This is a genomic window from Bradyrhizobium sp. B025, from assembly GCF_042257955.1.
Taxonomy (GTDB): domain Bacteria; phylum Pseudomonadota; class Alphaproteobacteria; order Rhizobiales; family Xanthobacteraceae; genus Bradyrhizobium; species Bradyrhizobium diazoefficiens.
Genome location: NZ_CP170150.1, coordinates 5,186,579 through 5,199,620, shown reverse-complemented (window position 1 = coordinate 5,199,620; position 13,042 = coordinate 5,186,579). Strand labels below are relative to the sequence as shown.

General features: G+C 63.9%; 14 protein-coding genes. 12 read left to right on the top strand and 2 right to left on the bottom strand.

Annotation, left to right across the window (positions count from 1 at the left end; all coding sequences use genetic code 11):
- Positions 1 to 3 precede the first annotated feature (3 nt).
- The 4 genes from ACE10W_RS24300 (at position 4) to ACE10W_RS24285 (ending at position 3,192) form a co-directional block, all read left to right on the top strand.
- Positions 4 to 324: a hypothetical protein gene (locus ACE10W_RS24300; protein WP_049832405.1), complete on the top strand. Its 321-nt coding sequence runs from the start codon at positions 4 to 6 to the stop codon at positions 322 to 324.
- Between the two features lie 507 nt (positions 325 to 831).
- Complete coding sequence (gene gmd / locus ACE10W_RS24295) at positions 832 to 1,902, top strand: GDP-mannose 4,6-dehydratase (RefSeq protein ID WP_370204476.1); 1,071 nt, start codon at positions 832 to 834, stop codon at positions 1,900 to 1,902.
- The gene (locus ACE10W_RS24290) at positions 1,883 to 2,836 is read left to right on the top strand and encodes a GDP-L-fucose synthase (protein WP_028171353.1); all 954 of its coding nucleotides are present in this window, start codon (positions 1,883 to 1,885) and stop codon (positions 2,834 to 2,836) included. Before gmd ends, ACE10W_RS24290 begins: the two co-directional genes overlap by 20 nt.
- 152 nt (positions 2,837 to 2,988) lie before the next feature.
- On the top strand, positions 2,989 to 3,192 hold the full coding sequence (locus ACE10W_RS24285) for a hypothetical protein (RefSeq protein ID WP_028171354.1): 204 nt from the start codon (positions 2,989 to 2,991) through the stop codon (positions 3,190 to 3,192).
- Positions 3,193 to 3,226: 34 nt separating this feature from the next.
- Here ACE10W_RS24285 and ACE10W_RS24280 read toward each other — a convergent pair whose 3' ends face one another.
- Entirely contained in the window at positions 3,227 to 3,577 is a 351-nt protein-coding gene (locus tag ACE10W_RS24280; protein ID WP_179883825.1) for a hypothetical protein, read from the bottom strand.
- A gap of 120 nt (positions 3,578 to 3,697) precedes the next feature.
- Between ACE10W_RS24280 and ACE10W_RS24275 the strand changes: the two genes are divergently transcribed.
- The 7 genes from ACE10W_RS24275 to ACE10W_RS24245 all read left to right on the top strand — a co-directional run bounded on the left by ACE10W_RS24275 (position 3,698) and on the right by ACE10W_RS24245 (position 10,744).
- Positions 3,698 to 5,095, top strand: a complete 1,398-nt coding sequence (locus tag ACE10W_RS24275) for an MFS transporter (protein WP_011088210.1) — start codon at positions 3,698 to 3,700, stop codon at positions 5,093 to 5,095.
- 124 nt (positions 5,096 to 5,219) lie between these two features.
- On the top strand, positions 5,220 to 6,047 hold the full coding sequence (locus ACE10W_RS24270) for a 3-keto-5-aminohexanoate cleavage protein (RefSeq protein ID WP_370204475.1): 828 nt from the start codon (positions 5,220 to 5,222) through the stop codon (positions 6,045 to 6,047).
- 134 nt (positions 6,048 to 6,181) lie between these two features.
- A complete protein-coding gene (locus ACE10W_RS24265; protein ID WP_028171357.1) occupies positions 6,182 to 7,387 on the top strand; it encodes an MFS transporter in 1,206 nt (401 codons plus the stop codon).
- Positions 7,388 to 7,570: 183 nt separating this feature from the next.
- Positions 7,571 to 8,800, top strand: a complete 1,230-nt coding sequence (locus ACE10W_RS24260) for a CaiB/BaiF CoA-transferase family protein (RefSeq protein ID WP_011088207.1) — start codon at positions 7,571 to 7,573, stop codon at positions 8,798 to 8,800.
- A gap of 207 nt (positions 8,801 to 9,007) precedes the next feature.
- Positions 9,008 to 9,883, top strand: coding sequence for a 3-keto-5-aminohexanoate cleavage protein (locus ACE10W_RS24255; protein ID WP_182871981.1), 876 nt, complete (start codon positions 9,008 to 9,010; stop codon positions 9,881 to 9,883).
- 157 nt (positions 9,884 to 10,040) lie between these two features.
- A complete protein-coding gene (locus tag ACE10W_RS24250; protein ID WP_182871980.1) occupies positions 10,041 to 10,256 on the top strand; it encodes a hypothetical protein in 216 nt (71 codons plus the stop codon).
- Between the two features lie 95 nt (positions 10,257 to 10,351).
- Positions 10,352 to 10,744, top strand: coding sequence for a RidA family protein (locus ACE10W_RS24245; protein WP_028171361.1), 393 nt, complete (start codon positions 10,352 to 10,354; stop codon positions 10,742 to 10,744).
- 3 nt (positions 10,745 to 10,747) lie between these two features.
- Here ACE10W_RS24245 and ACE10W_RS24240 read toward each other — a convergent pair whose 3' ends face one another.
- A complete protein-coding gene (locus tag ACE10W_RS24240; protein WP_011088204.1) occupies positions 10,748 to 11,419 on the bottom strand; it encodes a TetR/AcrR family transcriptional regulator in 672 nt (223 codons plus the stop codon).
- A gap of 325 nt (positions 11,420 to 11,744) precedes the next feature.
- Between ACE10W_RS24240 and ACE10W_RS24235 the strand changes: the two genes are divergently transcribed.
- Complete coding sequence (locus tag ACE10W_RS24235) at positions 11,745 to 12,980, top strand: acyl-CoA dehydrogenase family protein (RefSeq protein WP_011088203.1); 1,236 nt, start codon at positions 11,745 to 11,747, stop codon at positions 12,978 to 12,980.
- Positions 12,981 to 13,042 lie beyond the last annotated feature (62 nt).

Sequence of the window (13,042 nt, the reverse complement as noted above, 5' to 3'; positions counted from 1 at the left end):
TCGATGCGAACTCTGCTCATTATTCTTGGCATTTGGCTGCTCATCAATGTTCTCTTCGCCGTGATCATGATCCCCCCGCGGAAGTCGCGGAGGTCGAATGGTGAGCGAGGACAGAGCGGCCTGTCGCCTGCATTGATCGATCCGAAAAGCCGGCTGGAAGAGGACGAGGGTTTTTCGCTTCGTCATGCGATTATTGCAGTCGCGCTCGGCGCCTTCTTTTCTCTGAGCCCGCCGTTGCTGCAAGCTTATGATGCGATCGCGGCATTCGTCAGAAAGCTCCGTCGAGGCGAGGGGGCCGGCGTGAAGCCTTCGGACGACGAATAGGTGCTGAAATCCGTTCATTCGAGGATCCGTGCCGAGCATGAAATGCGGTTTCCCTGACGTCGATTGACGCCGGCTGCATCGCCGCAGAATGAAGAAACTTCAAAGCGGCGTGTTGGGTGGGTGAAGCGCTCGACATCCTTGGCATGCGTGCGGCGCTATCCGGACAGAGGCCGCGAGCGATCGACAATGGCCGGTTTGAGCAGAACCTGCGCCGGCGAGCGCCCCCGACTCGCCGCGTCATGGGTGCCGGCCGTCTTGCGCAGCACACGCGCCAAAGTGAGCCGCGGCTGGAATGTCCAACACGAAACTTGGGGATGATGTAACTTCTTGGAATTACGTATAAAAGCGGGAAAGAGATTCTAAGCCGGAGCGCTTCACCCGCTTCAATCTCCATTGCGTCCCGTACGTGTTGACCGGGGCGGCCGTTCTGTCAAAGAAGGGCGTCACATCGACGGCCACGAACGCGCGGACCGCCCCGCCAATGGGTACCAGGAGATCGGGATAGCTATGACCGAGCGGATCGCTCTCATCACCGGCGTGACCGGCCAGGACGGCGCCTATCTCGCCGAATATCTGCTGTCGCTCGGCTATGTCGTGCACGGCATCAAGCGGCGCTCGTCTTCGTTCAACACCGCGCGGGTCGATCACCTTTATCAGGATCCTCATGTCGGCAACGTGCCGTTCCTGATGCATTACGGCGACATGACCGACTCGACCAATCTGATCCGCCTGGTGCAGCAGATCCGGCCGACCGAGATCTACAATCTCGCCGCCCAGAGCCACGTCGCCGTGAGCTTCGAGAGCCCGGAATACACAGCTAATGCCGACGCGATCGGCGTGCTGCGGCTGCTGGAAGCGATCCGCATCCTCGGCATGGAGAAGGAGACACGGTTCTACCAGGCCTCGACCTCCGAGCTCTACGGTCTCGTGCAGGAGATCCCGCAGAAGGAGACGACGCCGTTCTATCCGCGCTCTCCTTACGGCGTGGCAAAGCTCTACGGCTATTGGATCACGGTGAACTACCGTGAGGCCTACGGTATGTTCGCGTCCAACGGCATCCTGTTCAACCATGAGAGCCCGATCCGCGGCGAGACTTTTGTCACGCGCAAGATCACGCGCGCCGTCGCCCGCATCGAGGTGGGATTGGAGGAGACGCTCTATCTCGGCAATCTCGAGGCCAAGCGCGACTGGGGCCATGCCAGGGATTACGTCGAGGGCATGCACATGATCCTCCAGGCCGACAAGCCCGACGACTTCGTTCTCGCCACCGGTGAGACGCGCTCGGTGCGGGAGATGGTCGAATTGTCGTTCGCGCAGGTCGGCCGGCGCATCGCCTGGCGTGGCGCAGGCGTCGAGGAGACCGGTGTCGATGCCAAGAGCGGCAAGACGGTGGTGAAGATCGATCCGACCTATTTCCGCCCGACCGAGGTCGATCTCCTCATCGGTGATGCCAGCAAGGCGCGCGAGGTGCTCGGCTGGAAGCCGAAGCGGAGCTTTGCCCAGCTTGTCGAGGAGATGATGGCGAGCGATCTGGCACAGGCGAAACGGGACGCTGCCCATGACAAACGCTCCGTTTGAGCTGAAGGGCAGAAGCGTCTACGTCGCCGGCCATCGCGGCATGGTCGGCAGCGCGCTGGTGCGCCGGCTCGCAGGAGAGGATGTCAAGCTCGTCACCGCGGACCGTCGCGAGGTCGATCTCTGCAACCAGGCCGCCGTGTTCGACTGGTTCGCAAAGGTGCGGCCGCAGGTCGTGTTCCTCGCGGCGGCGAAAGTCGGCGGCATCGTCGCCAACAACACGCTGCGCGCCGAGTTCATCTACGACAACATCGCGATCGCGGCCAACGTGATCCACGCCGCGCATCGGAACGGCGCCGAGAAGCTGATGTTCCTCGGCTCCTCCTGCATCTATCCCAAATTGGCCCCGCAGCCCTTGCGCGAGGAGTCCGTGCTGACCGGCCCGCTGGAGCCGACCAACGAGCCCTATGCAATTGCAAAAATCGCCGGCATCAAGATGGCGGAGGCCTACCGCAGCCAATATGGATGCGACTTCATCAGCGTGATGCCGACCAACCTCTACGGCCCCGGCGACAATTATCACCCTGAGATGAGCCACGTCGTCGCCGCGCTGATCCGCCGCTTCCACGAGGCGAAGGTTTCGGGCGCCAAGGGCGTCGTCGTGTGGGGCACCGGCACGCCGCGGCGCGAGTTCCTCTATGTCGACGACATGGCGGATGCCTGCGTGCACCTGATGAAGACGTATTCCGGTGCCGGGCTGATCAACATCGGCACCGGCGAGGACATCACCATCGCCGAATTCGCGCGCGTCGTTGCCGAGGTCGTTGGTTACAGCGGCGAGATCTCTTTCGACACCTCGCGGCCCGACGGTACGCCGCGCAAGCTGCTCGACGTCAGCCGCCTTGCAGGACTCGGCTGGCGCGCGACTACCTCGCTCGAGGACGGCCTGAAGCGCGCCTATGCGGCGTATCAAGCCGCGCAGCTAGCTGCGCAATAATCCAGCGACTGCTCGCCCGCGTTGTTCGATGCAGGGGGAGATCAGAACAAATCCCCATGGGAACCTTCACCGCAAGCACGAGTTGGCTGGTCGGAGGGGGTGACGGCTAACTCGCGCGCGGCCGCAACCCGGGCAGCGACAGGATTTGGACAATGGGCCTTGCTCAATACGCCATCGTGCCGGTCCGGGACCAATGGGGTGTGCTGCACGACGGCAACGTCAACGGCAAATATGCGACCAAGGAATCGGCGTTCGAAGCGGCCGTGGCCGCCGCCTCGCTGGCACTCCGGCAGGGGCACGAGGTCCATGTCAGTGCGCCCGGCCGCGAAGACGGCGAGGCTGACCTCGGGAGCTAGCATCGTCAGTGTGGTGGGCCTCTTGCGCGCCGCATCAAACGATCAATCGCCCGCGCCGCGCGGCAATTCCGATCGTGACCTCGGCACCCGCATTGGAATAGAGGCGGTCGGCTTCGACGCCGCCGCTGAAGATGGCGCCGTTTTCCGACATCAGCGAGCGGATGCGCAATTGTTCAGCGGGGGGCGAGTTGGCGGGGAGGGCTGACCAAAGCTGCTGGCGATCGCAAGCGAGCCGGTGACGATGCTCTCCCGCGGCGGCATGCCGAGCCGCGGTCCGCGAGCCCGCTGCCCGACGTTCGCGCTCCGACGCAAATAACATCATGTTAGGTTTATCGCATAACTGGGTAATTGTGTTAGCCCAGCGAAAGCCTATTGTCGCGATCAATCAGACACCCATCGGCAGTGACCAGCGCTCGCGAAGCTTCGCAGAACGCCCGGAGATTGCTGCCCAATTTTCAACGAAGCCCGCCAACGGGACGCCAGAAAACCAGGGAGGAATTTTGAAATGGTCACGACTCGCGCGATGCACCACATGAGTCAGTCGAGGAAGGCTGCTGCCAGCGGCTGGATCGGGTCGGCTCTCGAATATTATGACTTCTTCATCTACGCGACCGCTGCGTCGCTGATCTTCCCGCAGATCTTCTTTCCGTCGGACAATCCCACCGTCGCCATCGTCGCATCGCTGGCGACCTATGGTGTTGGATACGTGGCCCGGCCGATCGGCGCCTTCGTCCTCGGACATTGGGGCGACACCCATGGCCGCAAGACTGTTCTCATCGTCTGCATGTTCCTGATGGGCATCTCGACGATGGCGGTGGGTATCCTGCCGACCTATCAGCAAGTCGGCATCCTGGCGCCGATCCTGCTCGTCATCCTTCGCCTCGTGCAGGGATTTGCCGTGGCCGGTGAGATCTCCGGCGCAAGCTCGATGATTCTGGAGCATGCGCCGTTCGGCCGGCGCGGCTTCTATGCAAGCTTCGCCCTTCAGGGCGTGCAGGCCGGACAAATTCTCGCGGCCGCGGTCTTCCTGCCGCTGGCGGCCTATATGCCGACCGACGCCTTCAATAGCTGGGGCTGGCGGATTCCCTTCCTGCTCAGCTTCTTCGTCATCGTCGCAGGCTACATCATTCGCCGCGAAGTCGACGAAACCCCCGCCTTTGCCCGCGAGGGCGAGCTGGGAGAAACGCCGCGGGCGCCCATCGTCCAGGCCATCAAGCTGAGCTGGCGCGACATGCTCAGGGTCATCTGCATGGCTCTGATGAACGTCATCCCCGTCGTTGCGACCATCTTCGGTGCGGCCTACGCGGTCCAGCCCGCCTATGGCATCGGCTTTGCCAAGGACGTCTATCTCTGGATCCCGGTGCTCGGAAACATGCTGGCCGTGTTCGTCATTCCCTTCGTCGGCCATCTCTCCGACAAGGTCGGCCGCAAGCCTCCGATCATCGTGGGCGCGCTGCTCTCCGGCTTGCTCGCCTTCGGCTATCTCTATGCCATCAGCATCCGGAATGTGCCGCTGGCGATCCTGCTGTCCCTCCTGATGTGGGGCGTCGTCTACCAGGGCTACAACGCGATCTTCCCGAGTTTCTACCCGGAGCTCTTTCCGACGCGCACCCGTGTGTCGGCAATGGCGATCTCGCAGAACATCGGCACGACCATCACCGCGTTGCTTCCCGCTTTGTTTGCGACCGTGGCGCCTCCCGGCTCGGCCAACATTCCGTTGACGGTGGGGGCGATCGCCTTCGGCATCACGATCATCGCCGCGCTGGCGGCCGTCACGGCCCGGGAGACCTACCGGATCAACATTGAGGATCTCGGTAATCCCGAAGCCGTTCCGATGGCGCGCGCAGACTATGAGCGGCAGCGTGCGGGAGCGGCGAGCGGGGCTGCCGCAGTTCCGACCTGACGGGTATGGTATGAGGCGATTGCCGCTGCGATCGATGATTGTCGCAGCGGCAGGGTTTCGCAGCACTGCGTGGCTGCCGATCCAGAATATGTGCGCGTGAGCGCGATCATCATGAGGTTGCAGGATGAACCCCGTTGTCGTTGCCGTCGCTATCACCGGCTCCGTTCCGCGCAAGAAGGACAATCCCGCGGTGCCGATCTCGCCGTCCGAGCAGATCGAGTCGACGCAACAAGCCTTCGAGGCCGGCGCCACGCTTGCCCATATCCATGTTCGCAACGATGACGAGACGCCGTCCTCCGACCCGGAGCGCTTTGCCCGGGTGCAGGAAGGCATCAGGAAGCATTGCCCAGGGATGATCGTTCAGTTCTCGACCGGCGGGCGGGGCCGCGATCCCTCGGCGCGGGGATCATCGCTCTATCTGAGGCCGGACATGGCCTCGCTGTCCACGGGATCGGAGAACTTTCCGACGATTGTCTACGAGAACAGCGCTGCCCTGGTCGAGACCCTCGCCACCAACATGAAGGAAGGTGGCATCCGGCCGGAGATCGAGATCTTCGATTTGTCGCATCTGCATGGCGCCCGCCGCCTGATCGAGGCGGGGCTGATCGACCCTCGTCCGCACGTGCAGTTCGTCATGGGCGTCAAGAACGCGATGCCGGCGGACGAGCATGTCCTCGATATCCTCCTGGGAGAGCTCAGGCGGCTGATCCCGAAAGCGACGTGGACCGCGGCCGGGATCGGGCGCCACCAAGCCGAGGTCATGGGCTGGGCGCTCGCGCGCGGCGCCGACGCGGTTCGCACCGGGCTCGAGGACAATATCAGGGTCGACAAGACGCGCCTCGCCGCCAGCAACGCGGAGCTCGTGACCATCGCGGGCGAGGCTGTCGCGCGCCACGGCCGGCGCGTCGCGACCGCAGTCGAGGCGCGATCCGTGCTCGGGATCCCGCGGTAGGGGCTACTGCCTCCGCCTGACATGCTCCCGGCTGCCTTCTGCCATTCGGCGGCCGGCGTTCCCGTGCGCTGAGTCTCCGGGTAAGACGAGTGCCACAGGCGCGATCTGCGCCTGCCGGGCAGGCGACGTTTGGAATGCGGTTCTTGAAGACTGACGGCAGGCTCATCGGGGTCCTGCTGGTGCTTGCAATCACCCAGCTCATCGGATGGGGAACGATCGGTCTTCCGCCGATCGTCGGCCGCGACCTTGCGGCCGATCTCGGCATGAGCCTGCCGATGGTGTTTGCGGGCACCTCCACGCTCTATGTCACCATGGGGCTGTGCGCGCCCTGGCTCGCCAAGGCGTTTGCGCGGCACGGTGCACGCAAGGTGATGATGGTGGGCACCGTCGTTGCCGTGCCGGGCTATGTCGTGCTGTATTTCGCGCGCGAGCCGCTGCTCTATTTCGTGGCCTGGGTCATTCTCGGCATGGGCGGCAGCGCCACACTGTCGACCGGTGCCTATATCATGCTCAACGAGGTTGCCGGACGCCAGGCCAAGAACGCCATCGGCGCGCTGATGCTGGTGACGGGCCTCTCCAGCAGCATCTTCTGGCCGACCACCTCGTTTCTCAGCGGCCATTTCGGCTGGCGGGGCACCTGCCTCGTCTACGCCGCCATGCTGATCCTGGTCTCGCTTCCGCTCTATGCCTTTGGTGCGCCGCGCCGGAATATCATGAAGGACGACGGCGGCTCGGCTGCAAGACCTTCCGATGCGCCCGCGATTCCGCGAAGCACCTTCAATCTTGTCGTCATCGCGATCACGCTGAACGCCTTCGTGAATTTTGGTCTCGGCGCCGTGCTCATCGAGCTGCTGCGGGCGGAAGGGCTGGCGCCGGCCCAGGCCATCGCCTTCGGTTCGATGCTCGGTGTGATCCAGGTCAGCGCCCGCGGGCTGGACTTCCTCGGCGGGGGACGATGGGACGGAATCACGACCGGGCTTGTCGCAGGCACGGCGCTCCCCGTCGCCATGCTGCTGCTGATGCTGAGCGAGGGGGCGACCTGGGCGGTCGCAGCCTTCATCCTGCTCTATGGCGCGGGCAGCGGTGCCATGGCGGTGGCGCGAGCGACGATTCCGCTCGTCTTCTACGACCAGGCCGAGTTCGCCAAGGCGATGTCGATGATCGCGCTGCCGCTCAATCTGGCCTCCGCGATCTCGCCGCCGCTCCTTGCAGCTCTGCTCACCCAGTTCGGCAGCCGCGGCGCGCTGGGCCTCACGCTGGTGTTTTCCTGCGCGACCGTGCTGATCCTGGTCCTGCTCGGCCGCCGCCGGCCGCAGGTGGCTGCGGCTGCCGTAACCTGAGGCAATATTCACGGCGCGGAATTCGCTCTCGATGGCCGATCCGGCCGCCGGCGCAGGGATGGCCGTATGCCCGGAGTGCAGTGCTCAAGGCCCGAAAATGGTGTATCCGCAGGGAGCGCAGTCACGGCCGAACCTCAGCATTCGGGCCGCCGCGCCAACACCAGTTCCCCGGAGGAAACCGACATGTCGGCCTTGCCGCTCTCAGGCATCAAGATCCTTGACCTTACCCGCGTGCTCGCCGGGCCCCTGTCGGCCCAGATGCTGGGCGATCTCGGTGCGGAGGTCATCAAGATCGAGCGGCCGGGCACCGGCGACGACGCGCGCGCCTTCGGCCCGCCTTATCTGACAGACCCCGAGGGCAAGGCGAACAACAACAACTCGTTCTACTTGTGCGCCAACCGCAACAAGAAGTCGGTCACGGTCAACATCGCCAAGCCCGAGGGCCAGGCGATCATTCGCGAGCTTGCCAAGGACGTCGACGTCTTCATGGAGAACTACAAGGTCGGCGATCTCAAGCGCTACGGCCTCGACTACGAGACCATCAAGGCGATCAACCCCGGCATCATCTATTGCTCGGTGACCGGCTTCGGCCAGACCGGCCCGTACGCGCCGCGCGCCGGCTATGACGCCATCCTGCAGGCAATGGGCGGCCTGATGAGCGTCACCGGCCATATCGACGGCGAGCCGGGCGAGGGCCCGATGAAGGTCGGCCCGTCGATCGTCGATTACATGACCGGCATGAATTCCTCGATCGGCATTCTCTCGGCGCTCTACCATCGCGACGCCAATGGCGGTGTCGGACAGCATCTCGACGTCTGCCTGCTCGACACCGTGATTGCCTCGCTCAGCCATTGGCTCCAGATCTACCTCGTCAACGGCAAGACGCCGCCGCGCCGCGGCACCTGGGGCAATGGCGGCATGCCGGCCGGCGTGTTCCGCTGCACCGACGGCGAGCTGATGCTGGTGGTCGGCAATGACGGTCAGTTTCAGCGCACCTGTGCGGTGCTCGGCGAGCCCGAGCTCGCCAACGATAAGCGCTTCATCAAGAACAACGACCGCGTCGTGCACGGCAAGGAGATCATGGCGATCTTCGCCGGCCTGTTCCTGAAGAAGCCGGTGGCCTACTGGCTCGACAAGCTGGAGGAGGCCGGCGTGCCGTCAGGTCCGATCAACAATTTCGAGCAGGTATTTTCCGATCCGCACGTCCAGTCGCGCGGCATGCGGGTGAAGACCGAGCACAAGTTCGAGCCGGAGCTGTCGCTGATCCGCAACGCGCTGACCTTCTCGGAGACCCCGATCAAGAACTACCGCGCCCCGCCGCTGCTCGGCGAGCACACAAAGGAGGTGCTCGGCGGCAAGCTCGGCTATGATGCGGGAAAGATCGAGACGCTGAAGCAGCAGGGGATTATCTAGCGGTTTCTTACCCTCTCCCCCTGTGGGAGAGGGTGGCTCGCCGCAAAGCGGCGAGACGGGTGAGGGGTATCTCTCCGCGCGCGTAACTGCCTGTTGAGTTCGCGGAGAGATACCCCTCATCCGGCGCTTCGCGCCACCTTCTCCCACAAGGGGAGAAGGAAGATGCCCGCGATCGCGTTGAAACAGACGGGCAAAGGACAGCATCGCATGACCGGCAAAACCATCATCACCTGCGCCATCACCGGCAACCTGACCAAGCCCGAGCAGTCGCCGTATCTGCCGATCACGCCCGAGCAGATCGCGACATCTGCACTGGAGGCAGCTGACGCCGGTGCCGCCATCGCCCATATCCACGTGCGCGATCCCGCGACCGGTCGGCCGTCGATGGCGATCGACCTCTATCGCGAGGTGGTGGAAAAAATCCGCGCCCGCAACAAGAGCCTCGTCATCAATCTCACGACCGGCCCGGGCGGACGCTTTGTGCCTTCAATCGAGGATCCCCGCATCGCTGCTGCAGGCACCACGCTGCTTCCTCCCGAAAAGCGCGTCGAGCATGTCGAGCTGCTCAAGCCCGACATCTGCACGCTCGACCTCAACACCATGAACTCCGGCGGCGAGGTCGTGATCAACACGCCGCGCAATGTCCGCATCATGGCCGAGCGCATGAAGGCGGCCGGCGTGCTGCCGGAGATCGAGCTGTTCGATTCCGGCGACTGCCACCTGGCGCGCGATATGTTCGCCGACGGCACGCTGAAGGGGCCGGGCCTGTTCTCGCTCGTGCTCGGGGTCAAATACGGCTTCTCGGCGACGCCGGAGACGATGTTCTACGCCCGCGGCCTGCTGCCGCCGGGCGCGATCTGGTCCGGCTTCGGCATCGGCCGCGCCGAATTCCCGATGGTGGCGCAGGCCTTTCTGCTCGGCGGCCATGTCCGCGTCGGCATGGAAGACAATCTCTTTATGTCCAAGGGCGTGCTGGCCAAGACCAATGCCGAGCTGGTCGCGCATGCCACAGGCATTTTGAAGAGCCTGGGTGCGAGCGTCGCAACTGCGGCTGAGGCGCGTGCGATGCTTGGGCTCGGCTGAGCGCCGTCGAACCAAAAGTGACCGCAGCGTGACGCTTGCTGGCCTTGCGTGAGGCTTGCGCGCAATCCCCAGATAAACCCGGTCCGTACTTACACAGGCTTCCGCTCCGCGCGCGACTCTGATTCGATCTCCCTACGAGTTCCGGGAGGGGAAGTGCATGTCCTATACGATCGGGTTTCAGTCCAAGAACCAGACGGCCGTTCTGGCGACCGAGGCGGCAACCGCCAATCAGGCCGTCGCTATCATTGCCGCGCTGCGGCAAAGCGCCGACGAAATAAAGTTCATCCGCTCGCCGCAGGAAGGTGAGATGGGTATCGAGATGCTGCTGCTGCTGGCCAAGGAAGAGGCCGAGGAGATGCCGCAGCGGGCCTGACCCCGCTACGACCACACTTCGATCAGAAGCGAAACATGCCGGCTGCAATATAATGTAGCAAGGCGCCAGTCTCGCTCGAACCGAAGGTGGCCGCCATGAAACGCGAAGCGCTCCGCGTCGAACCGATCTCGTCGTTTCTCGACCGCTGGAAGGCGCCGACCTCGCCGGTGACGCGCGCCGGCAACATGATCTTCGTCGCCGGGCTGCCGCCATTCGATCCTGACACCGGCGAGATCGCCTCCGCGCCGATCGAGCGGCAGAGCGAGATCATCATGGAGCAGATGAAGCTGTGCCTGGAGACGGCCGGCGCCTCCCTCGACAATGTCATGAAGTGCAACGTCTACTGCACCTCGACGAAGCACTTCGCCGCGTTCAACGCGGTCTATGCGCGCTATTTCCCGGTCGATCCGCCGGCGCGGATCTTCGTCTGCACGCCGGAATGGTTCGCCCCCTTCGACGTCGAGATCGACTGCATCGCGATGATGTGAAGGCTAGCGCGCGTCTCTCGCCAGCGCGCGTGCCGGCGCCTTCGTCTCCGCCTTTCCCGCCGTCAGCGCCATCGTCGCCACGCTGACCACGCGCGCGACCACGTCCTCGACGTCGTCGAGATCGCATTTGCCTTCGGACAGTTTCGTCAGCCGCTCGCTCTCGCGGATGGTGTGGTGGGCCATGGCGAGCGCGAAGTTGAGGCCCCAGTAGATGTCGACGTCGCTGCGGTCGGGCAGGGACCTGCGCATCGCGCCGGCGAATTTGCGCAAATGGTCGATCTCGCGGTTCTTGATGCGGCGGATTGGCGGCACGGATTCGATCGAGGCGCGGATCATGAAGCGCGCCGCCGTCGAGCGCTGGTTCTCAGGGCCGAGGCAGCCGCGCAAGGTCGGGCCGACGAGGGCGCGCAGGATCACCTCGATCGGCGCGCGGCCGCCGCCTTCTTCTTCCGCCGCCTTCAATTCGCGCAGGCGCTCGCGGTTGGTGGCGATCGAGCGGGAGACGAACAGTTCCGCGATCAATTCGTCCTTCGAGCCGAAATGATAGTTCACCGCCGCGAGGTTGACATTGGCCTCCGCGACGATGTCCCGCAGCGTCACGTCGCCGAAGCCGCGATCGGCATAAAGCCGTTCGGCGGCGGCGAGAATGGCAGACCTCGTATGATCGCTGGCCATGACTCTTTATCCCGTCATTCCGGGGCGCGACATCGTCGCGAACCCGGAATCTCGCGCCGCAACTTCTGGATTCCGGGTTCGACGCTTCGCGTCGCCCCGGAATGACGAGTGGGCGCGAAGGGCCGAGGGAGTTGCAATTCAAACAGTTGTATGAAACTATCGTTTGAAGGCCGGGAAAAGTCAATCCGCAATCGGGACTCGTTCGCAACTGCGATCTGGTTCCGGTGCGCTTCGCAAGCCGCGCATGCGCGCTTGCGGGCCGTATGCAGCGGGAGGACAGTCCGGCGCAAAACCGGTTCGAACGAGAGAAAACGAGGAGCGTCCCATGGATTTCGATCTGTCCCCCAAGCAGAAGGAATGGCTCGACCGCGTGCGGTCCTTCATGGCCAAGCACGTACGTCCCGCGGTGCCGGTCTATGACGAGCAGGATCGCAACGGCGAGCGCTGGAAGGTGATCCCGATCCTGGAGGACCTCAAGAAGAAGGCGAAGGCCGAAGGCCTCTGGAACATGTTCATGCCGCCGTCCGAGCATGAGGATGATGAATTCCGTGGCGCGGGATTGACCAATCTCGAATACGCGCTGCTGTCGGAAGAGATGGGCCGCGTCACCTGGGCCTCGGAAGTGTTCAACTGTTCCGCGCCCGACACCGGCAACATGGAAGTGTTCATCCGCTATGCCACCAAGGAGCAGAAGCGGAAATGGCTGCGGCCGCTGATGGACGGCGAGATCCGCTCGGCGTTCCTGATGACGGAACCGGCTGTGGCCTCGTCTGATGCCACCAACATCGAGACCCGCATCGAGAAGGACGGCGATCACTACGTCATCAACGGCCGCAAATGGTGGTCGTCCGGCGTCGGCGATCCCCGCTGCAAGATCGCGATCCTGATGGGCAAGACCGATCCGAAGGCGGCCAAGCACCAGCAGCAGTCGCAGATCCTGGTTCCGCTCGACACGCCCGGCATCAAGGTCGAGAAGATGCTCCCCGTCTTCGGCTTCGACGACGCGCCGCACGGCCACGCCCAGGTGCTGCTCGACAATGTGCGGGTGCCGAAGGAGAACATCCTGCTCGGCGAAGGCCGCGGCTTCGAGATCGCGCAGGGCCGTCTCGGACCGGGCCGTATCCATCACTGCATGCGTACCATCGGCAAGGCCGAGGAGGCGCTGGAGAAGATGGTGAAGCGGCTCTCCTCGCGCACCGCGTTCGGCAAGAAGATCATCGAGCATTCGGTGTGGGAGCAGCGCATCGGCGAGGCGCGCACCGACATCGAGATGAACCGTCTGCTGTGCCTCAAGGCCGCCGACATGATGGACAAGGTCGGCAACAAGGCGGCGCAGCTCGAGATCGCCATGATCAAGGTCGCAGGCCCCAACATGGCGCTGAAGATCATCGACCAGGCGATCCAGGCCTTTGGCGGCGCCGGTGTCTCCGACGAGGCCGGCCTTGCCAAGGACTACGCCCACATCCGCACGCTCCGTCTCGCTGACGGTCCGGACGAGGTGCACAACCGCGCCATTGCCAGACTTGAAGTTCGGAAGTATGCAAACTCTTCCACGCACTAAAATGGGGGAGGGCACAAGCCGCTCTCCACGCCGTCATTCCGGGATGGTCCGAAGGACCAGAC

Bases quoted from the DNA above. Each gene is read 5' to 3' on its own strand.
- ACE10W_RS24300 (WP_049832405.1), top strand. From the start codon at position 4: ATGCGAACTCTGCTCATTATTCTTGGCATTTGGCTGCTCATCAATGTT.
- gmd (WP_370204476.1), top strand. From the start codon at position 832: ATGACCGAGCGGATCGCTCTCATCACCGGCGTGACCGGCCAGGACGGC.
- ACE10W_RS24290 (WP_028171353.1), top strand. From the start codon at position 1,883: ATGACAAACGCTCCGTTTGAGCTGAAGGGCAGAAGCGTCTACGTCGCC.
- ACE10W_RS24285 (WP_028171354.1), top strand. From the start codon at position 2,989: ATGGGCCTTGCTCAATACGCCATCGTGCCGGTCCGGGACCAATGGGGT.
- ACE10W_RS24275 (WP_011088210.1), top strand. From the start codon at position 3,698: ATGGTCACGACTCGCGCGATGCACCACATGAGTCAGTCGAGGAAGGCT.
- ACE10W_RS24270 (WP_370204475.1), top strand. From the start codon at position 5,220: ATGAACCCCGTTGTCGTTGCCGTCGCTATCACCGGCTCCGTTCCGCGC.
- ACE10W_RS24265 (WP_028171357.1), top strand. From the start codon at position 6,182: ATGCGGTTCTTGAAGACTGACGGCAGGCTCATCGGGGTCCTGCTGGTG.
- ACE10W_RS24260 (WP_011088207.1), top strand. From the start codon at position 7,571: ATGTCGGCCTTGCCGCTCTCAGGCATCAAGATCCTTGACCTTACCCGC.
- ACE10W_RS24255 (WP_182871981.1), top strand. From the start codon at position 9,008: ATGACCGGCAAAACCATCATCACCTGCGCCATCACCGGCAACCTGACC.
- ACE10W_RS24250 (WP_182871980.1), top strand. From the start codon at position 10,041: ATGTCCTATACGATCGGGTTTCAGTCCAAGAACCAGACGGCCGTTCTG.
- ACE10W_RS24245 (WP_028171361.1), top strand. From the start codon at position 10,352: ATGAAACGCGAAGCGCTCCGCGTCGAACCGATCTCGTCGTTTCTCGAC.
- ACE10W_RS24240 (WP_011088204.1), bottom strand. From the start codon at position 11,419: ATGGCCAGCGATCATACGAGGTCTGCCATTCTCGCCGCCGCCGAACGG.
- ACE10W_RS24235 (WP_011088203.1), top strand. From the start codon at position 11,745: ATGGATTTCGATCTGTCCCCCAAGCAGAAGGAATGGCTCGACCGCGTG.